Below are 20,136 nucleotides of genomic sequence, written 5' to 3' on the forward strand. Positions count from 1 at the left end.
ATAAATCCATGCAGAGCGTGTGGTTCTCCTGACTGTTTGGCATTCACCTTGATCAACGCGCCGGGTCGATTTTTGCTACGCCGCAGCAAAAATGTTGCGATGCAGCAAGAGCTGTACTAGGCTCCCCTCGGGTGGGTCAAACAGCGGTCGAGTTTTCATGCTGCATGTCTTGTACCTTGTACACGATGTTTCCGATCCGGCGGTTCGCCGGCGGATCACGATGCTCCGGACAGGTGGCGCCCAGGTCACCCTGGCTGGCTTCCGCCGTACCGCCACCCCGGTTGCCGATATCGAAGGATTGCGGCCGGTCGACCTTGGCGCGACGCGTGACGGCCGATTCGCGCAGCGTCTGGCGGCCGTGGCGAAAACAGCAGTTTCGATAGGTTCGAAGCTCAAGGGCATGCCGAAGCCCGACATCATCATCGCGCGCAACCTGGAAATGCTGGCGTTGGCGCGCCGGACAAGGTCGGCTTTCGGCGCCGCGGTCCCGATCGTCTATGAATGCCTCGACATTCATCGCCTGGTGCTCCGCGACGATGTCCTGGGCAAGGCGCTGCGCGCCACCGAGCGCCATCTGGCGCGGGACGTGAAGCTGCTGGTGACCAGTTCGCCCGCCTTCATCGTCAATTATTTCAAACCCTTCCGCCAGGTCGCGGCACCGGTGGAACTGGTCGAGAACAAGTATTTCGAGGCAGCGGCTGTTCTGCCTGGCGAACGCGAGGCGGTGGAAGGACCTGGCGCCCCGCCATGGCGTATCGGCTGGTTCGGGGCGCTTCGGTGCCGCCGCTCGCTCGAACTGCTGGCCGGCTTCACGCGCCGTATGGAGGGCCGGTTCGAGATCGTACTGCGCGGCCGCCCGGCACTTTCCGAATTTCCGGATTTCCATGCCTTCGTCGATGCCGAACCTTACCTGTCGTTTCGCGGGCCGTATCGCAACCCGGAGGACATGGCGGCGATCTATCAGGACGTCCATTTCTCCTGGGCGATCGATTTCTTCGAGGAGGGACAGAACTCCGAATGGCTGCTGCCCAACCGCCTTTATGAAGGCTGCCGCTTCGGCGCGGTGCCGATCTCGATGGACAACACCGAGACCGGACGGTTCCTGCGGCAGCGCGAAATCGGCGTTTTGTTGCCGCAGGCCACGTCCGAGGCGCTGGAAACAGCACTTGGCAGGATGGAACAACACCGCTTCGGCAGGCTCAAGGCGCGCGTGCTGGCCCACAATCCGAGGATGTGGAGCTACGATCGCGGCGACTGCAGCGCCCTGGTCGAGAAACTTCGCCGACTGACCATCGCGCGCGAGCCTTTCACAACCGAAGTTTTGGCCTAGGAGAAACATCGCCCGATGACGCAAGCGCCTGCCGCCAGCCTGATCGTGATCCCGTGCCTCAACGAGGCAACTCATATCGGTGCGCTGCTCGACCAGCTCTGCCCCGCGGCGGAACGGCTTGGCGCGCGGATCCTCGTTGCCGATGGCGGCAGCACCGACGGTACGCTGGCAATTGTCGGCGAGCGCCAGAAGAACGATCCGCGCATCATCCTGCTTCACAATGAAAGGCGCATCCAGAGTGCCGCGATCAACCTGGCGGTGTCCAAATTCGGCGAGGGCGCGCAATATCTGATCCGCATCGATGCCCATGGCGGTTATCCCGACGACTATTGCGACCGGCTGATCGAGGAGGCGCAGGCCACCGGCGCCGATTCGGTGGTGGTTTCGATGCTGACCAGCGGCAGCGGCACCGTGCAGAAGGCGGCGGCGGCGGCGCAGAACTCCAAGCTCGGCACCGGCGGCTCCAAGCATCGCCACCTCTCCGCCGGCGAGTGGGTCGACCACGGCCATCACGCGCTGATGCGGATATCGGCCTTCCAGGCCGTCGGCGGCTATGACGAGACGTTCAGCCACAACGAGGATGCGGAACTCGACTATCGGCTGAGGCAGGCCGGCTACAGGATCTGGATGAGCGGCAGGACGCAGATGGTCTACTATCCGCGTACTTCGCTGCGCGGCCTCTATTTCCAGTACCTCGGCTACGGCCGTGGCCGGGCCAAGAATGTGCTGAAACACCGGGTGATCCCGAAGGTTCGGCAGATGGTGCCGTTGGCGGTCTTCCCGGTGGTTCTGTTGGCGGCCTTCTCCTTCGTGCACTGGATTGCGGCGCTGCCGCTGTTGCTGTGGGTGGCGGTGTGCCTGGGCTACGGCCTGGTGACGGCCATCAGTCAGCGCAATGCCGATATCGCGCTTGCCGGCGTCTCGGCGATGGTCATGCATTTCGGCTGGTCCGTCGGCTTCTGGCTGCAGCTTCTCGGCCTCGGCGCGTGGCGGAGGGCGGCGTGATGGTGGCTGGGGCCAGGAACCGCAGCATTGACATCGGCGTGTGCACGTTCCGGCGGCCGGAACTGGCCGACACGCTGCGCTCGCTCGCCGCGCTTGCCATGCCTGACGGCTTCGAGGTCGGCGTCATCGTCGCCGACAATGACGACACGCCAAGCGCCAGGGCGTTGGTGACGGCGCTGTCGCAGGAATTGAAGCTGCCGGTCCGCTACCGGCATTGCCCGGCGCGTAACATCTCGATTGCCCGCAACGCTTGTCTCGACGCCAGTAAGGCGGATTTCCTGGCCTTCATCGACGACGATGAGACCGCCACCGCCCACTGGCTCGCCGAACTGGTGGCGATGGCTGAAAAGAGCGGCGCCGCCGCGGTTCTCGGCCCGGTGCGCGCGCTCTATCGCCCGGATGCGCCGGACTGGATGCGCCGCGGCGATTTCCATTCCACCTTGCCGGTTCGCGTGCGTGGCGAAATCCGCACCGGCTACACCTGCAACGTCCTGCTGCGCATGGGATCGGACAGCCTGCGCGACCGCCGCTTCAGCCTGGCGCGCGGCCAGACCGGCGGTGAGGACACCGAATTCTTCGACCAGATGCACAAGGCAGGCGGCCGGATCGCCTTTGCGCCGGAAGCATGGGTGGACGAGGCGGTGCCGAGGGCCAGAGCCGCGTTCGACTGGCTCAGCCGCCGCCGTTTCCGGGTCGGCCAGACGCACGGTCATCTCCTGGGCCACAATGCCAGCGGCATCGCGCGGGTGAAGCAGGCCGGCCTTGCCGCGGCAAAGGCCGCTTATTGCTTCGCCGCCGCACTTCCGGTTGCCGCCAGCCCGATGCGCAGGAACCGCAGCGTACTGCGCGGCATCATGCATGTCGGCGTCGTCAGCGGCCTTGTCGGTGTCCGCGAACTGCGCCTCTACGGCCAGCCTTCACCAGGGGAAGGGGGCAAGCATGCAGCCTGATGGTGCCTTTGTACCCGATGTTTCTTTTGTGATTGCGGCCTACAACGCCGAGGCAACCCTTGATCGGGCGATCGCCAGCGCCATCGCCCAGAAGGGTGTCAGCCTCGAAATCATCGTCGTCGACGACAAATCGCGTGACGGCACACTCGATGTGGCGCGAGCCTATCCCGAGCACATCGTACGCGTCGTGGCGCTCGAAAAGAACAAGGGCCCCGGTGGGGCCAGGAATGCCGGGCTCGACGCCGCGCGCGGCAGGTGGATCGCGGTTCTCGATTCCGACGACGCCGTCTTTCCCGGCCGCATCGCCGCCATGATAGGCCGCGCCGAAAAGGCGGACGCCGAGATCGCCGTCGACAATCTCCAGGTCGTCCGTGAGGACGGTGTGGTCGAGGACGCGATGTTCCCGCGCCAGTATCTGGAAGGTCTGCGCGAGATAACGCTCGCCACCTACATCGCCGGCAACGTGGTCTTCGAATCGAAATTCAATTTCGGCTACCTCAAGCCGATCTTCCTGCGCAGTTTCCTCGACGAGAACCGGCTGCGCTATGACGAGAAACTGAGGATCGGCGAGGACTACATCCTGTTTGCCGACGCCCTGGCCAAGGGCGGCAGATGCGTGGTCGAGCCTACTGTCGGCTATGCCTATCATATTCGCAGCGGCTCCATCTCCCGTGTGCTCGAGCTTCATCACGTCGAAGCGATGCGCAAAGCGGATGCGGTATTCGCTCAAACCCACCAGATGGATGAGGCTGCGCAGGCAGCGTTCGCCCGGCGCGGCCGTAGCCTGCGCAAGGCGGCCTCGTTCCTGGCGATGGTTCAGCACATCAAGGCGCGGTCCCCGCTCAAGGCGATACGGACTGCGCTCAGCGACCCGGCGGCGGTCGGGCATATGGGCATGCCGATCGCCGTGCGGTTGCGAAGAGTAGCGGCACAGTTTGCCGTTGGGGTGGGGAGGTGAAGATGCAGGCACATGGAGGGATTTTTCGTGGCCTGTGAATGGACTGAAGTCGATCTCCTCAGAAGGAATTTGCGATGAAGAAAATCAGGAAGGCCGTGATACCGGTGGCGGGGCTTGGAACAAGGTTCCTGCCGGCGACCAAGTCGATGCCGAAGGAAATGCTTCCCGTAGTCGACAGGCCCGTCGTGCAATATGCGGTGGACGAGGCCTTCGAGGCCGGCATCGAGCACATCGTGTTCGTGACGGGCCGCAACAAGGCGGTCATCGAGGACTATTTCGACCTCCATCCGGAATTGATCGGGATCCTGGAGCAGACCGGCAAGAAGGCGCAATTGCAGTCGCTGGAAAGCCTGCTTCCGGTGGCCGGCGCCACCTCCTTCATCCGCCAGCAATCGCCGCAAGGCCTCGGCCATGCCGTCTGGTGCGCGCGCGAGGTCATCGGCAACGAGCCCTTCGCCCTGCTTTTGCCTGACATGGTCTCCTTCGGAGGGCGCGGATGCCTGGCCGAGATCACCGATCTCTATGCCGAGACCGGCGGCAACGTCATCGCCGTCGAGCGCTGCGATCCGACCGAAACCAACAAATATGGCATCGTCGGCCGTGGCGCCGATATTGGCGGCGGCTTCGAGGTGACGGCCATGGTCGAAAAGCCGGCGCCAGCCAACGCGCCGTCGAACTTCTACATCAACGGCCGCTACATCCTGCAGCCCGAGATCTTCCAGCTTCTGGGCAACCAGCAACGCGGCGCCGGCAATGAGATCCAGCTGACCGACGCCATGGTCCGCCTGTCGCAGGAGCAGCCATTCTTTGCCCAGCCTTTCAAGGGCCGCATGTTCGACTGCGGTTCCAAGGAAGGGTTCATCCAGGCCAATATCGCCTTCGCGCTGGCGCGCGACGACATGAAGGGCCCGGTTTTCGAGATGCTCCGGGAGTTCGTCCGGACGCATGAACGCCAGGAAGAAGCCGCATAATGCCCATCTTTCGGGAGCATTGTCGGATGGCTGACGGCGGAGGGGCCGGTCGGCTCCTCGCTGTCCGGCACCAAGCGTGTGTCGCGTCCGCCAATGCTCCCGATCTTTCTGGGGCCCGCGAGCGAGACAAGCCAGAATTGGACCGAAGATGAATTATGCCAATTTTCCTCTCGACAAGAGGATGCCATTGCCGAATTCGGACGCAGGAGACGGCGACGACTTCATCGATATCGAGCGGCTGCTTGGCATGGCCGCACGGCAGGCCAAGGTGGTTGGCGTGTGCGCCATCATCGGTCTTTTCCTGGGCTTGCTCTATCTGCAGACGACGCCGCCAAAATTTGTGTCGGTCTCCAGCGTGCTGATCGATGAGGGGCTGAACAAGATCGTCGACGACATCTCGGCGACATCGACAACCATGCAGACCGATTCGGCCATCCTGAGCCAGATCGAGATCCTGACCTCGACCCGGCTCGCCGCCGTGGTCGTCGACAAGCTCAAGCTCGACCAGAACGACGCGTTCATGAACCCGCCCCAGTCGGCGCTTGCCCAGGGCGTCGGCATGATCCGCGGTCTGATCCAGTATGTCCATCCGGGCCAGGCCACGCCGGGCGTCGGCGATATCTCCAAGCTCGACCCCGCCGCGCGCGATGCGCTGATCGCCACGTCGCGACGCGACTATGCCATCCTCAAGCTGCAGAACGAGATCCGGGCCGATCGCGTCGGGCGAAGCTACGTCATCGCGCTCGGCTATCAGGCGACGGATCCGGGTTTGGCGAAAGCCATCACCAAGGCCTATGCCGACGCCTATCTCGCCGATCAGCTCGATGCCAGCTTCGACGCCACCGAGCGCGCGGCGGTCTGGCTGCAGGGCCGGCTGACCGAACTGCGCGAGAGCTCGCAGCAGGCATCGCTGGCGGTCGAGAAATTCAGGGCCGAACATGGCCTGTCCGCCAACAGCGACGGCCAGCTGATGAGCGACAAGCAGCTCGCCGACCTGAACGCCCAGCTCATCGTGGCGCAGGCCGACACGGCACGTGCCAGCGCCCGCTATCAGCAATACAAGTCGATCGTCGACAGCGGTTCGGACAACGCTTTCAAGGACGCCGCCATATCCAGCGACCAGCCAAGCAGCGCAGTCATCGCGGCGCTGAAGACGCGCTACCTCACCGTCGCCAAGCGGCAGCAGGATGTGGAGGCGAATTTCGGCCCCCAGCATCCGCAGGCGGTGGCGCTCGCCAAGGAGAAGGCCGACATATCGGCGCAGATCTTCGGCGAACTGAAGCAGCTGACCCAAAACTATCGCAACGAGTATGAGGTGGCGCTGGCGCGCGAGACCGCGCTCAGGGCCAATGTCGCCGCCGCGCAAGGCAAGAGCTCCATCGACAACCAGTCGCAGGTGAAGCTGCGCGAGCTCGACCAGAAGGCGACGGCGCTGACCACACTCTACCAGACGTTCCTCGGCCGCTACGAGGAAGCCGCGCAGCAGCAATCCTTCCCGGTCGGCAAGATCCGCATCATCTCGGATGCGTCGACGCCGCTTGCCGCCTCGAGCCCGCGCACCGTCATCGTGCTCGGCCTTTCGCTGGTGCTCGGCGTTCTGATGGGCGCCGGCTTCGGCGGGCTCAACGAGTTCAACGAGCGGTTCTTCAGGACCGGCGACGAGGTGCGCGACCGCGTTGGCCTCAAATTCCTCGGTTACCTGCCCATCATCGGCAGCAAACCGAAGGAAGACAAACCGGACGAGCCCGATCTCAAGGTCGCCAGATCGCCGGCTGCCATTGAAAGGCGCGCGCGAATGCGGGTAAGCATCGACGCTCCGGCGTCGATGTTCTCCGAAACGCTGCGCAGCGCCAAGATCGCTTTCGATGTCGTCATGGAAGGGCAAGCCAGCCGAGTCATCGGCGTGGTCTCGGTCCTGCCCGGCGAAGGCAAGTCGACGGTCGCGGCCAATCTCGCCGGTCTGCTCGCCGCCAACGGCGCCAGGACGCTGCTCATCGACGGCGACCTGCGCAATCCGGGCCTCAGCCGCAGCCTCGGCATGGAAGCCGAGCAAGGGTTGATGGAAGCCGTGGTGAGCGGTCAAACCTGGCAGTCCGTCGGCAAGATCGACAGGCAGACCAAGCTGGCGATCATTCCGGCGGTGTCGCGCGGGCATTTCTCGCATACCAGCGAGCTTCTCTCCTCGGCCGGCATGCGGCGCTTCATCGAGAACGCCAAGGAGACGTTCGAATACATCGTCGTCGATCTGCCGCCGCTGGGGCCGGTGGTCGATGCCAAGGCCTTCGCGCCGCTCGTCGACGGCTTCGTTCTGGTCGCCGAATGGGGCCGCACGCCGCGCGCCATGGTGCGCTCCATGCTGGAATCCGAACCCTATGTCGCCAACAAGATCGTCGGCGCGGTGCTGAACAAGGTCGATCTGAAGAAGCTGGCCAAATACGGATCGTTCGGCGCGTCGGAGAAATTCTTCGACAAGTACTCGACCTACTATCTCGACAAGTCGGAAGTGCGGTCGAAGACGGCGGCCTGAGATAGGCCGCCGCTCTCATTTCGAGATTGCGCAAAGTTTCGGCCGTCCCGCCCTGCGGCCATCACAAAGTTCGCAGCGCCGCAACATCGCGGAACGGTAGCGCCACCCAGAAGCCGGCAGTGCTCCCTACACGCCGATGCCACGCGCCTTCAGCGCCGCCGTGATTTCCTCGAGGATGGCGGGGTCGTCGATGGTCGCCGGCATCGTCCACGCTTCCTTGTCGGCGATCTTCTGCATGGTGCCGCGCAGGATCTTGCCGGACCGCGTCTTCGGCAGCCGCTTGATGGTCACCACGGTCTTGAAGGCGGCGACCGGGCCGATGCGCTCGCGCACCAGCGCGACGACCTCCTTCTCGATGGCGCCGCCTTCGCGCGCGACACCGGCGTTCAGCACCACGAAGCCCAGCGGAATTTGGCCCTTCATCGCATCGGCGATGCCGACGACGGCGCATTCGGCGACGTCGGGATGGGCGGCCAGCACTTCTTCCATCGCGCCGGTCGACAGCCGATGCCCGGCGACGTTGATGATGTCGTCGGTGCGGGCCATCACGTAGAGATAGCCGTCCTCGTCGATCATGCCGGCATCGGCCGTCTTGTAGAAGCCGGGGAACTCATCGAGATAGGCCTGGCGGAAGCGGGCATCGGCATTCCACAGCGTCGGCAGGCAGCCCGCCGGAAGCGGCAGCTTGATCACGACATTGCCCAGTGTGCCGCGCGGCACCTCGTGGCCGGCATCGTCGAGCACGCGGATGTCGTAGCCCGGCATCGGCACACCGGGCGAGCCGTATTTCACCGGCAATAGGCCGAGCCCGGCGGGGTTGATTGTCATCGGCGAGCCGGTCTCGGTCTGCCACCAATGGTCGATCACCGGCACGTTGAGCTTCTGCTCCGCCCATTTGATGGTTTCGGGGTCGGCGCGCTCGCCGGCGAGGAACAGCGTGCGGAATTTGGACAAATCGTATTTCGGCACGAACTCGCCCTTGGGGTCCTGCCCCTTGATGGCGCGGAAGGCGGTCGGCGCGGTGAACAACGCGACCACGCCATGCTCCGAGATCACCCGCCAGTAGGTGCCGGCATCGGGCGTTCCGATCGGCTTGCCTTCGAACAGCACGCTGGTACAGCCATGCAGCAGCGGTCCGTAGACGATGTAGGAATGGCCGACCACCCAGCCGACGTCGGACGCCGCCCAGAACACTTCTCCCGGCTTGACGCCGAACTCGTTGTCCATCGTCCATTTCAGCGCGACCATGTGGCCGCCATTGTCGCGCACGATGCCCTTGGGCTGGCCGGTCGTGCCCGACGTGTAGATGATGTAGAGCGGGTCGGTCGCCAGCACCGGCACGCAGTCGACATTGGCGCCGGCCGCCCGTTCGCGGGCGACGGCGTCGGCATAGTCGATGTCGAAATGGTCCTTCAAATCGCAGCGCAACTGGTCGCGCTGCAGGATCAGGCAGGCGTCCGGCTTGTGGCGGGACATCTCGATCGCCTTGTCGAGCAGCGGCTTGTAGGCGACCACCCGGCCCGGCTCCAGGCCGCAGGAGGCCGAGATGATCAGTTTCGGTTTTGCGTCGTCGATGCGGGTGGCAAGCTCATGCGAGGCAAAGCCGCCGAACACGACCGAATGCACGGCGCCGATGCGGGCGCAGGCGAGCATGGCGATGGCCGCTTCGGCCACCATCGGCATGTAGATGATGACGCGGTCGCCCTTGCCGACGCCGCGGTTCTTGAGCACCGAGGTCAGCGCCACCACTTCGCGTTTCAACTCGGCATAGGTGAACTTCTTCACCGTTCCGGTGATGGCGCTGTCATGGATCAGTGCGATCTGGTCGGCCCGCCCGCCGGCGACATGCCGGTCAAGGGCGTTGTAGCAGGTGTTGCAGGTCGCGCCGGTGAACCAGCGGCCATAGACGCCGGCGGCGGCATCGAACACCTTGTCCCAGGGCGAATACCAGTCGATGGCCTCGGCCGCCTCCGCCCAGAATTTTTCCGGGTCGCGTTTCCAGCCGTCATAGACCTCGTGATAGCGTGAAGCCATCCGTAACCTCCCCAGGAACGATTTGCGGTCCTCGGCAATAGCCTATGTTGTTTCTTCGGGCGATGTCTCCCTGCATTTTCGTCTCAGTCGGCCGCGTCTTGACCTGACACGCGCGGTGTCGTGAAGTGGCGGCTATCGAGGGGGGTGAACGAATGCACCATCGGTGGTCTATCGCGGCAAGGCCGGCGATTGGGCTGGCAATTGGCGTGGCACTGGCGGTTTCAGCCGGGACCGCTCATGCCGGAGATGCCGCGGCACGGCGTATCATCGGCTTCTCGCCCGATGGCGTCTATTTCGCCTTCGAACAATACGGAACGCTCGACGCCGATGCCTCGGCCTCCGGCTATTCCGAGATCGATATCATCGATATCAGAACCGACGAGTTCGTCGGCGGCAAGCCGATCCTGATCGTCGACGAATCCGAGGAGTCGACGCTGAGCCTCGATCAGGCAAGGGCGCAAGCGACCGCCAAGGCAGGACCCACCCTTGCCAAATATGCCATCGCATCGCGCGGCAAGCAGACGGCTTCCGACAAGTTCACCTTTCCCGGTGAGATGGTCCCCTACAACGACATTCCCCGCCTTGAGCAGGTGTCACAGAAATGGCTTTCGCCGCTCTATGACGAAACCGGGGTTTCGACGATCCGGCTGGAACAGATTCTGGCCGGCAGCACGGCCGATTGTTCGGCGAGCTTCGATGACACCCAGCAAGGCGGCACGTCGGGCAAGGCGCTCGGTTTCCGGCTGCCAGGACGGCAAGCCTTTCAGGACCTTGCATGAGGACAAGGCCGTGCCTGGCTCGAGGAACTGCCCGAGCTCCTACAGCCTGTCGGAATCCTATGAATACACACCGGCTGGCAAGCCGGCGGTGATCGTCGTGCTGGTGCAGCGCTTCAGCCAGGGCTTTGAAGGGCGTGATCGCCGCTTCATCGCCGTGACCGGACAGCTCCGCTGAGCGATCCATCGATAGCCGTCTAACGAACCGGATTCGCTGGACAAATGTGGATTGCATTAGATCGGCAAGGCCACCAGCATGAGGCCGACACCGCCGAAGATCAAAATGGCTGTCGCAAGAGCTTTTCGATGACGTTCGAAAGTCGTTGGAGCCCGCTCCCAATTGTAACGCATACGCTTATCTCCCCAGGTCCCGGGGAGTTCTTACCTTACCCAAGGGAAGAAAAGCAACGGTCTTGCCGGTCAACGCACTCGCCTGCCGCGTCATTCCGACGACTGTTACTGGGACGATTTCGGCCGTGGATGGACGTTTGCGGCCTGACGAGAGCCTGTCGCAAGCATAGAGGCCTGCGGGCCATACCCCAGCCGTCCGATAGACAGCGCCCCACCACCGCGCTATCTCATTTCGGGGTTTTGCATCGCTTTTGGGGTTCGTGATGGAAATTACCTCAGGAACGGTTCTGCGGCTGGCGGACGATGCCTCGGTTCAGCATGTCGGCGACGGCGCGGTCGTGCTTTTGGCGCGCAGCGGTCAACTCTATACCTGCAACGGCACGACCGAAGCTTTTCTCGACAAGGTGGATGGCGCGCGCAGCCTCGGCCAGATCGTGGGCCTGCTTTGCGAGGAGTTCGAGGTCGACAAGGGCACGCTTGACGAGGACATGGCGGCGCTGGCCACCGATCTTGTTTCGGAAGGCATCCTCGCCGCTCCAGGGCTTGATAGCTGAAGGGCTGCTTGATGGCGGACAGTCCCCTCCTGCGCGCCTTGTTCCGCTGCCATCTCTGGGCAAGCGCGCGGCTGATGCCGGTCCTCATTGCCAACCGCAGCTTCGAGGAGGTGCTGAAATGGGCGCCGCTCGCCTCGCCGGCGCCCTATCGCGGCTTGCCAGCCCCCTACATTATCGCCCGTGTCAACCGTGCCGTGCGCCGTCCCTGGCTGATGCGCGACCGCAGATGCCTGCGGGAAGGACTGCTCGGCCATCGTTTCCTGCGCCTCGCCGGCTTCGATCCGGAGTTGCGCTTCGGCGTCGATCCGAAGTCGCTGCAAGCGTCGCGGCTGTCGGCGCATTGCTGGGTCTGCCTCGACGGCAGGCCGGTGGTCAGCGACAGCCTTCCCGGCATGGTCGAGATCTATCGCCACCATGACCGCGCCTCGAAAGTGCGCGCCGCTTGACCAGACCTTGCGCCTTCTATGATCTCAACGGCCATGTCCTCGGCATTTCGGCCGACCGTGCCGAGCTATGGCGGGACTTCGACAGGATGCTCGCCAGCCTGCGCGTCGAAGGTTCGACCGAAGCGGATTTTCATCTCGACATCGTCGAGGCGGAAACATTGGACGAGATACCCGCCGGATCCCTGGTCTTTGACGGCGAGATCCCGGACGACGGCTACTGCCGGATGATCACGGACGGCGCCAGCGTCCATCTGGTCCTGCCAGGACGCCAGACCGTCGAGATCAACGAGAAGGGCTGGGCTCGACTCCGCATCGTGCCCGACAGCAAGGCCGCCTGGACGACTTCGATGCTGATACTGGACGCAGCATTCGATGCCGGCGGCCAACATGTGCTGCACACCGCGGGCCTGACGCTGCCGGGCAGCGACGCCGTCGTGCTGGTCCATGCCCCGAGCGGTACCGGCAAGACCACCACATCGCTGGCCTTGGCAACGCAAGGATTCGGCCTGTGCTCCGACGATGCCATGATCCTGAATGTCGCTTCCGCCACGCCTGTTGCCTGGGGTTTGCCCCGCCACGTCAAGATCCATGAGAAGACAGCGCGGATGATCCCGCTTGTGGCGCCATGTCTCGGGCCGTCCTGGGACCGTAACGGCGAACAGGCTGTTTCGCTGGAAAAGCTGGGTGGGATCATAAAAATCGAGAACCCGACCGCCCGTCCGGTAGCAGCACTCCTGCACCTTGCGCGATCGGCCGACGAAGAAACCCGGCTCACGCCCATGGCCCGGACCGACGCGATGGTGGCGCTGGCGATGGACAATGTCCGCACCGGCATGACCGGCCTGCTGCCGCTGCAGAAGCGCCGGCTGGCGACGATCGGCAAGCTGGTCTCCTCGGTGCCGACCTTCACCCTGGAAGTGGGCGCGCGTCCGGCCGATGCGGCGGCGCTGATAAGCGCCACATTGACGTCACGGGACTGACGGCCACTTCAAGCCGCGTATGGCCTGGCCTTGGCCAGCCGCTGGATCCAGCGGAACGCATCGCGACGCAGGCGTGAGCCGATCTTCTCCCGGGAATTGACCCTGAGCAGCGTGTTCGTCGTGATCAGCTTTTTGGCCAGCCGTATCGACAGGTCGGGCTTGATCCGCCCGGCCAGTTCGAGCGCATGTGGTTCGTCGAACAACTGGCCGGTCACGTTGAGCACGATCGCCAGTTCGAGTTCGATGCCGGTCATGCGGGCGGCGTCGAGCAGGCGTTGCTCTGCTTTCGGCGACTGTAGCGCCCGTACGCCTTGCAGCACGTCGACACAAAGCTGCAGCCGGTGGAATTTATGCCCCCCTGCAGCATGCACGATGGCGGTCGTCAAAAGGGCTGCCGGCGTGTCCGTCGCCTCGCCGTCAATGATGGCCAGCTCGCGAAAGCCCAGGGACAGGCGCCGCCGCATGCCGGTATCGTGCACAAGGTCGCCATGCAGCTCGACCAGCAGGCTGGCGTTCTCCTTTTCCAGCCATTTGAACTCCTGCAGCTGGTAGGATTCGGCTTCGTTGCTGCCAAGCTCGAAGCCTGACGCCGCGATCACCTCGTTTGCCCGCGCAAGGTTGGCGAGCTCGACGAGGATGTCGATGTCGGTGAACGGCCGGTCGGAAATGTTACGGTAGAGTTTTCGCGCGAAGACCGGTCCCTTGACGATCCGCGCCGGAATGCCTTCCGCCGCCATCCCCTTCATGATGCGGTCGCCATGATACTGCAGCAGCATCGATTGGCCGGTGGCGATCGTCGCCTTCTGGCGCAGATCGTCCAGCTTGGATTGCAGGCCTGGATCTTCAGGCAGGCGCGCGTCGCCGCGCTCCCTGAGCTTGCGCAGCATAATCGGCAGGACACCGTGGAATTCGGCATTGTCGAGCAGCGCCGACAGTGCCTTCGCCGACAAATTGTCCTCGACCGCCGCGGCCTCCGGATCGGCCAAGCGCAGCAGAAGTCTTTCTTCGGCGGAAGTGAGGGATGGCAGCATCAACCCGGGCAAATCCATGGCTAAGTGGATTGTCCAGAATGGTTGCAGAAAAGCGCGGCCGAAGCCAGCCTTATAGGCCCCAGCGCAGCGCGGCCGTGTGGACAGGTGCGTCCCACCAGTCCGTCAGTTCGTCGTCGAGCAGGGTCAACGTGATCGAGCAGCCGGCCATGTCGAGCGAGGTGACATAGGTGCCGACCAGCGAGCGGGTTACCGTCACCCCATGCTTCTCGAAAATCCGGCGAGCGCTGTTGTACATCAAGTAGAGCTCCATCAGCGGCGTGCCGCCGAAACCGTTGACGAACAGCAGCGCCGGGCCTTTCGCCTTGCCATCCAGATCCCCAAGGATCGTGGCACAGATCTCCTGCGCGATCGCATCGGCGCTCTTCAAGCTGTCGCGGCGGCGGCCGGGCTCGCCATGGATACCGACGCCGAATTCCATCTCGCTATCGCCGATATCGAAGGTTGGTTTGCCGGCCGCCGGCACGGTGCCACTGGTCAGCGCCACGCCCATCGAGCGCGTCGCGTCGTTGACGCGCTCGCCCAGCGCCTTCAACGCCGCCAACGCCAGCCCGTGCTCGGCAGCCGCGCCGACGATCTTCTCAACCACCAGCGTGCCGGCGACGCCGCGCCGTCCGGTCGTGTAGGACGAATTCTCGACAGCGACGTCGTCATTGGTCACCACCTGAAGCACGCCATCGGACATCTCCGCTGCCATGTCGAAGTTCATCACGTCGCCCTCGTAGTTCTTGACGATGAACAGACAGCCGGTGCCGGTGTCGACAGCTTGCGCGGCGGCCAGCATCTGGTCCGGCGTCGGTGAGGTGAACACCTGACCGGGGCAGGCGGCGTCCAGCATGCCATGGCCGACAAAGCCGCCATGCAGCGGCTCGTGGCCGGAGCCGCCGCCGGAGATCAGCGCCACCTTGCCCGGCTTGAGGCTCTTGCGGCGGATGAATTTGTGTTCCTTGCCAAGCACCAGGATGTCGGCATGAGCGGCCACGAAACCGTCGAGGCTCTCGGTCAGCACCGTGTCCACCGAGTTCATGAATTTCTTCACGGCCGTCTCCTCCCGAAATAGCCTGACATCAAGGGGTCAATCAGCCACTCTTGCCGGTGATGCTGGTGACCTTCTGGATGAATTCGTTGATCGCGCGGTCGAGCGCCGCATTCTGTTTGTCGTCGCCGAAATCCGGCACGATGAGCGAAACGTGCCTTGTCTTGCGCGCGCCCGCGGCGATCGAGATCTTCCCTGGATGGGCCTGATGATAGGCGGCGAGAAACTGGTCCCGCTCGGCCTGGCTGAAATGGCAGACGGAAAAGATGGCGGGCAGATGCTTCGACGGAATCGGGATCGAATAGGTGGGGCTCGAAATCTGCGTGACGAAACTGCGGTGCTTGCCAAGCGCGTCGGCAAGGCGCTGGCGCATGCCGGACGGGCGCTGGTCGATGACCTGTGACAGGATCGTCTTGTAGGCGCGGATCGCCTCTTCGGAACCGGGTTCGAGTTTGATATCGATCATGCCTGCCGCCTAGACCGGGACGTCCGCGATGGCCGCCTTGGCCATGGCGAGTTGCGCCGGCGCGACCGAGAGATCGCGCAGGCCGGCCTCTAGCAGCGACGGGATCGAGGCGGGGTCGCCGCCGGCATCCCCGCACAGGCTGACGGGAATCCCGGTTTCCCGTCCGAAGGCCGAGACCGAACCGATTAGCCTCAGCACCGCGGGATGACGAACAGAATTCAGGTGGGCCACAGCGGCATTGTCGCGCGCGGCCGCCATCACATATTGCGTTAGATCGTTGGAACCGATCGACAGAAAGGCGACGCCGGCGAACGCCTCCGGCGCGATGGCCACCGAAGGCACTTCGACCATGATGCCGAGCGGCGGCATCTCTTGCGCGATGCCGCGCGCGGCAAGGGCCGCCCTTTCCTCGGCGAACAGGGCGGCGGCGCGTTCATACTCTTCTGATGTGGCGATCATCGGAAACATGACTTTGAGATTGCCGTGTGGCGCGGCGCGCAGCAATGCCCTGATTTGAACACGGAATATGTCGAGCCTGGCCAGCGACAGCCTGATGCCGCGCAGGCCAAGGAACGGATTGCCTTCCTCGACGGTGAAGCCCGGCACCGGCTTGTCGCCTCCGGCATCGACGGTACGGATCGTCACTGGTTTTTCGCCGGCCCATTCCAGCACTTTGCGATAGGCGCGATATTGGGTCTCTTCATCGGGCAGCTTCTTGCCGAACAGGAATTCCGTGCGCATCAGGCCGACACCGTCGCAAGTCACGATGTCGATGCCATCGACATCGCTGGGGTCGGCGATGTTGACCTGCACCCGCACCGCGGTACCGTACTTCGTCGCCGCCGGCCGCGCCAGAAAGGTCCGCGCGTCGCCTTGGCGGGCGGTGAAGGCGGAGGATGCCTGCCGGAATGAGCCGATCTCCGCGGGCGAGGGCGCCAGAACGATATTGCCGTGCTCCGCGTCGAGCAACGCGATCCCGGCAACAGCGGTGAGCGGCTCGCGCAGACCTACGACCATCGGCACGCCACGCGAGCGCGCCAGCATGGCGACGTGGCTGGCGGTGCTGCCTGCTTTCAGCGCGATGCCGCCGCCATGGTTCCAGTCGGTTTCGAGAAACCGCGTCGGCGCGATGTCCTCGCCGTGGAGGATGGCGCCGGCCGGTGCCGTGCTGCCACCGTCCTCGGTCAGGGCGCGCAGCACCTGGTCCCTGATGTCGCGCAGGTCCGTGGCACGGGCGCGGAAATAATCCTGGTGCGAGGCGTCGTAGCCGGCGATCTCGGCATCGAGTGCCTGCCGCCAAGCCGCGTCGGCGGGTTCTCCGGAAGCGATCGACGCGAAGGCCGGTCCGCTCAGCGCGTCGTCTTCCAGCATGGCGAGGTGGAATTCGAGTATGCCGGCGGCATCGCTGTCGGCGGTTTCGATCATGGCCACGAGCCGGTTCACCGCCGTGCCGATCGCTGCCTCCAGCGACATCTTCTCTTCCGCGGCGCTTGCCTTGCTCGCGTAGATGCTTGCAGGCTGGCCGAGGTCGAACAGAGGCCCCTCGGCATAGCCGGCCGAGGCCGAAACACCCTCAATGCGCATGGCCCGCATTCCCAGCGGGCCGGCCAAGGCATGCATCGGCCTCAAGCCGAGCGGACATGGCCGGCATCCTCGTCGAAATCGCGCTGCACCAGTTCGATCAGCGCGCGGACAGCATCATCGGCACCATCGCCATTGGCCCTGATGTGCAGCACCGTGCCCTTCGGCGCCTTGGCCGCCATCACCTTGACGATGCTCTTGGCATCGAACCATGGGCCGTTGGCGGCAAGTGCAATTTCCACGTCGGCGGCAAAGCTCTTGGCCAGCTTGGTGAACTTCACCGAAGGACGCGCATGCAGGCCCACATCATGGGTGATCAGGACGGTCGCTTCAGCGGTTTCCGACATGTCTTCAAAAATCCCGTTCACTCACGACGGCGACAATTCGTGCGCCGTCGCGACCACTTCCCGCAGCGAGGCGCCGCCGGATGCCTCGGTCGCCGCCATCACCGCGCCCTCGACGATCGGCGCGTTGCAGACGATGATTTTGTGCGCACGCGGCTCGCCGATCATCTCGACCGCCATTTCACTGTTGGTCTCGGCGCCGCCGAGATCGACAAGGACGGCAACGCCAGCTTCCGACCAGGCCCTGTCGATGGCCCCCATGATCGCCTCGACATTGGTGCCGAGCCCGCCATGGCCGTTTCCACCGCACCACGCAAGCGGCACTTCGTCGCCCACCATCTGGCGTACCATGTCGGCCGTGCCCTCCGCGACCAGCGGCGAATGCGACACGATCACGATCCCGACATTGCTCATGCTTTGTCCCCGATGATTTGCGCCACCGTGCGCACCAGCAGCGCGGTCGCGCGCGCGCCGGCATCCATATGGCCGATGGAGCGGTCGCCGAGGAACGAGGCTCGGCCGCGCAGCGCCTTCATCGGCACGGTCGCTTCGGCGGCGGCCTCCGCGATGTCGGCTATTTCAGCCGCCGTCTTTCCCCCGGCCAACGCGTCACGCACGGGCTGCAGCACATCGAGCATGGTTTTCTGGCCGACCTGCGACTTGCCGCGCGCGGCCACCGCTTCGATCGCCTTGCCGAAGGCAGCCGTCAAATTGGCATGGTCGGGCTCCGCCGAAATCTCCTTGCCGAGCGCCATGAACAGCGTGCCGAAGAGTGGGCCGGAGGCACCGCCCACCGTCATCACCAGCTTGGTGCCGATCGCCTTCAGGGCGTCGGGCAGCTGCTTTGCCGCGAACGCATCGGCCTCGGCGCGCACGGCTTCGAAGCCGCGCTTCATGTTCAGCCCATGGTCGCCGTCGCCGATCGCCTGGTCGAGCGCCGTCAATTCCTCGGCGTGAGCGGCAATCGTGTCCGCGGCCGCCGTGATCAGCCTCGAAAGGTCCAGCGCCGTCATGTCGCCCGAATTCCCGGTTTCCACCTTGCCCGCAGTAGCGAAAGAACGGTCGTTCGACAACTGGTGCATGCGTCAGGCCGTGACAAGCAGCGTGGCGGCGGCCGCGAACACTTCGGCCACGGCATGGGCGCCGGGGTCGACCACGCCGTGTAATTTGGCGCCGATATAGGCGGACCGGCCGGCCTTGGCCTTCTCCATCGCGGCGGTTGCCTCGGCGCCTCGCCGGGCCGCTATCGCGGCTTCCTCCAGACCCTTGCCGTCGAGCGCCTTCAAGGCCGGCTCCAGCGCGTCGACCATGGTGCGATCGCCCGGTTTGGCTCCGCCGTAGAAGGTCATTCGTTCAAGGCCGGCGAGCAGCCCCTTGGATAGCTTCGCACCGCTGTCCATTGCCTGCGCCGCCGCCGTGAAGAAGATCGACAGCAGCACGCCGCTGGAGCCACCCATCGAGGCGCTCAGGATATCGCCCATCGCGCCAAGGGTCGCGGCCGGCCCGGCAAGCGGCAGCGTATCGAGCCGTTCGAGGATGCTGCGCGCGCCGGTCGCCACGGTCGAGCCGGTGTCGCCGTCGCCCGCCCTGGCGTCCAGCCCGTTCAATGTCGCTTCGAGCGAAATCAGCCTTTCGCAGACAGTGGCGATCAAGCGCCTGGTGCCTGCATCCTGGCTGGCCTTGCGCGCCGCGTCTCGTCCGGCTGCCTTGGTCATAGGTACGACAGCAGGCGCAACGACCGGCTTTGCCGGCATCCAGGCATGCGGGCCAACCGGTGCTAGCAAGGCAGCCTCGCGCGCCGCATCGAGCTTGATCAGCGACAGCGAGAAACCGTTCATGTTGAGCGCCGTCATCAGCGGCCCGGGGCCTATCGTCAGCTTGACGGTCTTGGCGAGCGGCGAGGCAAGCACCGCATTGGCAACCAGCGACATTTCGAGCGGAGGCACCGAGCCCAGATTGTTGATCAGCAAGGCATAGGTGGCCGTCGGGTCGAGCCGCACCACGAGCCGCTCCGCCATAACGGCCACCAGCCGGTCGGCGCTTTGCACCGCGATGCGCTCAACGCCGGGCTCGCCGTGAATGCCGAGGCCGAGCTCGCCGTCGTCGTCGCCGAACCTGTCTTCATGCGGCTGGCCCGGGATTGAACAGGACGACAGCGACATGCCGAGCGAGACGGTATCCTTCGCAGCCGCACGTGCAGCTGACACGATCTCGGCCAGATCGTGGCCGGCTTCCGACAGATGGCCCGATATCTTGTGCACGAACAATGTGCCGGCAACACCGCGCGGCTGGGCGATATCGGGCAGCGCGATGTCGTCGGCGACGATCACCATTTCGATACGAAAGCCTTCGGCGCGCGCCTTCTCGGCCGCCAGGCCGAAATTGAGCCGGTCGCCGGTGTAGTTCTTGACGATCAGCAGGCAACCCGCCGGTCCGGTGACCGCGCGGATGGCCGCCAGCACCGCTTCGACGCTTGGCGAGGCAAAGATCTCGCCCGAGACGGCAGCCGTCAGCATGCCCTTGCCGACGAAGCCGGCATGCGACGGCTCGTGCCCGGCGCCGCCGCCGGAGACGACGGCAACCTTGGACTTGTCCCAATCGGCGCGCAGCACGACCTTGATCTCGGGATAGCCGTCGAGGCGCGCGAGGCCGCCTGAGCCAATGGTGCGCAACAATCCGTCCAGCGCCTCGGCGACGATCGTTTCCCTGCGGTTGAAAAAGTGCTTCATCGAATTCGTCCCGTATTTCGCAATCGTCAATCAGAAGCCGGCATCACCT

Annotated in this window: 20 protein-coding genes; 11 read left to right on the forward strand and 9 right to left on the reverse strand. The window is 64.5% G+C overall.

What is annotated here, in order from left to right:
• Positions 1 to 157: 157 nt before the first annotated feature.
• The 6 genes from O7A61_RS06470 to O7A61_RS06495 all read left to right on the forward strand — a co-directional run bounded on the left by O7A61_RS06470 (position 158) and on the right by O7A61_RS06495 (position 7,741).
• Positions 158 to 1,330, forward strand: coding sequence for a glycosyl transferase family 1 (locus tag O7A61_RS06470; protein ID WP_337129044.1), 1,173 nt, complete (start codon positions 158 to 160; stop codon positions 1,328 to 1,330).
• A 15-nt stretch (positions 1,331 to 1,345) separates the two neighbouring features.
• The gene (locus O7A61_RS06475; RefSeq protein ID WP_027142871.1) at positions 1,346 to 2,335 is read left to right on the forward strand and encodes a glycosyltransferase family 2 protein; all 990 of its coding nucleotides are present in this window, start codon (positions 1,346 to 1,348) and stop codon (positions 2,333 to 2,335) included.
• Complete coding sequence (locus O7A61_RS06480) at positions 2,335 to 3,285, forward strand: glycosyltransferase (RefSeq protein WP_337129075.1); 951 nt, start codon at positions 2,335 to 2,337, stop codon at positions 3,283 to 3,285. Before O7A61_RS06475 ends, O7A61_RS06480 begins: the two co-directional genes overlap by 1 nt.
• A complete protein-coding gene (locus tag O7A61_RS06485; protein ID WP_337129045.1) occupies positions 3,275 to 4,243 on the forward strand; it encodes a glycosyltransferase family 2 protein in 969 nt (322 codons plus the stop codon). Before O7A61_RS06480 ends, O7A61_RS06485 begins: the two co-directional genes overlap by 11 nt.
• Positions 4,244 to 4,317: 74 nt before the next feature.
• Positions 4,318 to 5,214, forward strand: a complete 897-nt coding sequence (locus O7A61_RS06490) for a UTP--glucose-1-phosphate uridylyltransferase (RefSeq protein WP_337129046.1) — start codon at positions 4,318 to 4,320, stop codon at positions 5,212 to 5,214.
• A gap of 148 nt (positions 5,215 to 5,362) precedes the next feature.
• Positions 5,363 to 7,741 carry a polysaccharide biosynthesis tyrosine autokinase gene (locus tag O7A61_RS06495; RefSeq protein WP_337129047.1) on the forward strand — a complete coding sequence of 793 codons (2,379 nt, stop codon included), beginning with the start codon at positions 5,363 to 5,365 and terminating at the stop codon, positions 7,739 to 7,741.
• Positions 7,742 to 7,867: 126 nt separating this feature from the next.
• On the opposite strand, the gene O7A61_RS06500 is transcribed toward O7A61_RS06495, so the two are convergent.
• The gene (locus O7A61_RS06500) at positions 7,868 to 9,775 is read right to left on the reverse strand and encodes a propionyl-CoA synthetase (RefSeq protein ID WP_337129048.1); all 1,908 of its coding nucleotides are present in this window, start codon (positions 9,773 to 9,775) and stop codon (positions 7,868 to 7,870) included.
• A gap of 152 nt (positions 9,776 to 9,927) precedes the next feature.
• On the opposite strand from O7A61_RS06500, the gene O7A61_RS06505 reads away from it, so the two are divergent.
• From O7A61_RS06505 to O7A61_RS06525, 5 genes are all read left to right on the forward strand, one after another.
• Positions 9,928 to 10,554 (forward strand): DUF2259 domain-containing protein, encoded by a 627-nt coding sequence (locus tag O7A61_RS06505; RefSeq protein WP_337129049.1) that lies wholly within the window; start codon positions 9,928 to 9,930, stop codon positions 10,552 to 10,554.
• Between the two features lie 10 nt (positions 10,555 to 10,564).
• Entirely contained in the window at positions 10,565 to 10,729 is a 165-nt protein-coding gene (locus tag O7A61_RS06510) for a DUF2259 domain-containing protein (protein ID WP_337129050.1), read from the forward strand.
• Between the two features lie 436 nt (positions 10,730 to 11,165).
• Positions 11,166 to 11,456, forward strand: coding sequence for a PqqD family protein (locus O7A61_RS06515; protein ID WP_337129051.1), 291 nt, complete (start codon positions 11,166 to 11,168; stop codon positions 11,454 to 11,456).
• 11 nt (positions 11,457 to 11,467) lie between these two features.
• On the forward strand, positions 11,468 to 11,902 hold the full coding sequence (locus O7A61_RS06520) for a lasso peptide biosynthesis B2 protein (RefSeq protein ID WP_337129052.1): 435 nt from the start codon (positions 11,468 to 11,470) through the stop codon (positions 11,900 to 11,902).
• Positions 11,899 to 12,882, forward strand: a complete 984-nt coding sequence (locus O7A61_RS06525; protein ID WP_337129053.1) for a serine kinase — start codon at positions 11,899 to 11,901, stop codon at positions 12,880 to 12,882. The genes O7A61_RS06520 and O7A61_RS06525 overlap by 4 nt, the downstream gene beginning before the upstream one ends.
• 8 nt (positions 12,883 to 12,890) lie before the next feature.
• On the opposite strand, the gene O7A61_RS06530 is transcribed toward O7A61_RS06525, so the two are convergent.
• The 8 genes from O7A61_RS06530 to O7A61_RS06565 all read right to left on the reverse strand — a co-directional run bounded on the left by O7A61_RS06530 (position 12,891) and on the right by O7A61_RS06565 (position 20,087).
• Positions 12,891 to 13,913, reverse strand: coding sequence for a nucleotidyltransferase family protein (locus O7A61_RS06530; RefSeq protein WP_337129054.1), 1,023 nt, complete (start codon positions 13,911 to 13,913; stop codon positions 12,891 to 12,893).
• Between the two features lie 70 nt (positions 13,914 to 13,983).
• A complete protein-coding gene (gene dhaK / locus O7A61_RS06535) occupies positions 13,984 to 14,970 on the reverse strand; it encodes a dihydroxyacetone kinase subunit DhaK (RefSeq protein ID WP_337129055.1) in 987 nt (328 codons plus the stop codon).
• A gap of 40 nt (positions 14,971 to 15,010) precedes the next feature.
• A complete protein-coding gene (locus O7A61_RS06540; RefSeq protein WP_337104474.1) occupies positions 15,011 to 15,433 on the reverse strand; it encodes a hypothetical protein in 423 nt (140 codons plus the stop codon).
• Between the two features lie 9 nt (positions 15,434 to 15,442).
• Complete coding sequence (gene ptsP, locus O7A61_RS06545) at positions 15,443 to 17,017, reverse strand: phosphoenolpyruvate--protein phosphotransferase (protein ID WP_337129056.1); 1,575 nt, start codon at positions 17,015 to 17,017, stop codon at positions 15,443 to 15,445.
• Between the two features lie 41 nt (positions 17,018 to 17,058).
• On the reverse strand, positions 17,059 to 17,361 hold the full coding sequence (locus O7A61_RS06550) for an HPr family phosphocarrier protein (RefSeq protein ID WP_027142885.1): 303 nt from the start codon (positions 17,359 to 17,361) through the stop codon (positions 17,059 to 17,061).
• 21 nt (positions 17,362 to 17,382) lie between these two features.
• Positions 17,383 to 17,772: a dihydroxyacetone kinase phosphoryl donor subunit DhaM gene (gene dhaM / locus O7A61_RS06555; protein ID WP_140506598.1), complete on the reverse strand. Its 390-nt coding sequence runs from the start codon at positions 17,770 to 17,772 to the stop codon at positions 17,383 to 17,385.
• The gene (gene dhaL / locus O7A61_RS06560; protein WP_337129057.1) at positions 17,769 to 18,371 is read right to left on the reverse strand and encodes a dihydroxyacetone kinase subunit DhaL; all 603 of its coding nucleotides are present in this window, start codon (positions 18,369 to 18,371) and stop codon (positions 17,769 to 17,771) included. Before dhaL ends, dhaM begins: the two co-directional genes overlap by 4 nt.
• Before the next feature lie 72 nt (positions 18,372 to 18,443).
• Entirely contained in the window at positions 18,444 to 20,087 is a 1,644-nt protein-coding gene (locus O7A61_RS06565; protein WP_337129058.1) for a dihydroxyacetone kinase subunit DhaK, read from the reverse strand.
• Positions 20,088 to 20,136: the final 49 nt, after the last annotated feature.

It is taken from the genome of Mesorhizobium sp. Cs1321R2N1 (assembly GCF_037179725.1).
Classification (GTDB): Bacteria; Pseudomonadota; Alphaproteobacteria; order Rhizobiales; family Rhizobiaceae; genus Mesorhizobium; species Mesorhizobium salmacidum.

What these genes read in the sequence shown, in the direction of transcription:
- O7A61_RS06470 (WP_337129044.1), top strand. Translation starts at nt 158, where the DNA reads ATGCTGCATGTCTTGTACCTTGTACACGATGTTTCCGATCCGGCGGTT.
- O7A61_RS06475 (WP_027142871.1), top strand. Translation starts at nt 1,346, where the DNA reads ATGACGCAAGCGCCTGCCGCCAGCCTGATCGTGATCCCGTGCCTCAAC.
- O7A61_RS06480 (WP_337129075.1), top strand. Translation starts at nt 2,335, where the DNA reads ATGGTGGCTGGGGCCAGGAACCGCAGCATTGACATCGGCGTGTGCACG.
- O7A61_RS06485 (WP_337129045.1), top strand. Translation starts at nt 3,275, where the DNA reads ATGCAGCCTGATGGTGCCTTTGTACCCGATGTTTCTTTTGTGATTGCG.
- O7A61_RS06490 (WP_337129046.1), top strand. Translation starts at nt 4,318, where the DNA reads ATGAAGAAAATCAGGAAGGCCGTGATACCGGTGGCGGGGCTTGGAACA.
- O7A61_RS06495 (WP_337129047.1), top strand. Translation starts at nt 5,363, where the DNA reads ATGAATTATGCCAATTTTCCTCTCGACAAGAGGATGCCATTGCCGAAT.
- O7A61_RS06500 (WP_337129048.1), bottom strand. Translation starts at nt 9,775, where the DNA reads ATGGCTTCACGCTATCACGAGGTCTATGACGGCTGGAAACGCGACCCG.
- O7A61_RS06505 (WP_337129049.1), top strand. Translation starts at nt 9,928, where the DNA reads ATGCACCATCGGTGGTCTATCGCGGCAAGGCCGGCGATTGGGCTGGCA.
- O7A61_RS06515 (WP_337129051.1), top strand. Translation starts at nt 11,166, where the DNA reads ATGGAAATTACCTCAGGAACGGTTCTGCGGCTGGCGGACGATGCCTCG.
- O7A61_RS06520 (WP_337129052.1), top strand. Translation starts at nt 11,468, where the DNA reads ATGGCGGACAGTCCCCTCCTGCGCGCCTTGTTCCGCTGCCATCTCTGG.
- O7A61_RS06530 (WP_337129054.1), bottom strand. Translation starts at nt 13,913, where the DNA reads ATGCTGCCATCCCTCACTTCCGCCGAAGAAAGACTTCTGCTGCGCTTG.
- O7A61_RS06540 (WP_337104474.1), bottom strand. Translation starts at nt 15,433, where the DNA reads ATGATCGATATCAAACTCGAACCCGGTTCCGAAGAGGCGATCCGCGCC.
- ptsP (WP_337129056.1), bottom strand. Translation starts at nt 17,017, where the DNA reads ATGCGCATTGAGGGTGTTTCGGCCTCGGCCGGCTATGCCGAGGGGCCT.
- O7A61_RS06550 (WP_027142885.1), bottom strand. Translation starts at nt 17,361, where the DNA reads ATGTCGGAAACCGCTGAAGCGACCGTCCTGATCACCCATGATGTGGGC.
- dhaM (WP_140506598.1), bottom strand. Translation starts at nt 17,772, where the DNA reads ATGAGCAATGTCGGGATCGTGATCGTGTCGCATTCGCCGCTGGTCGCG.
- dhaL (WP_337129057.1), bottom strand. Translation starts at nt 18,371, where the DNA reads ATGACGGCGCTGGACCTTTCGAGGCTGATCACGGCGGCCGCGGACACG.
- O7A61_RS06565 (WP_337129058.1), bottom strand. Translation starts at nt 20,087, where the DNA reads ATGAAGCACTTTTTCAACCGCAGGGAAACGATCGTCGCCGAGGCGCTG.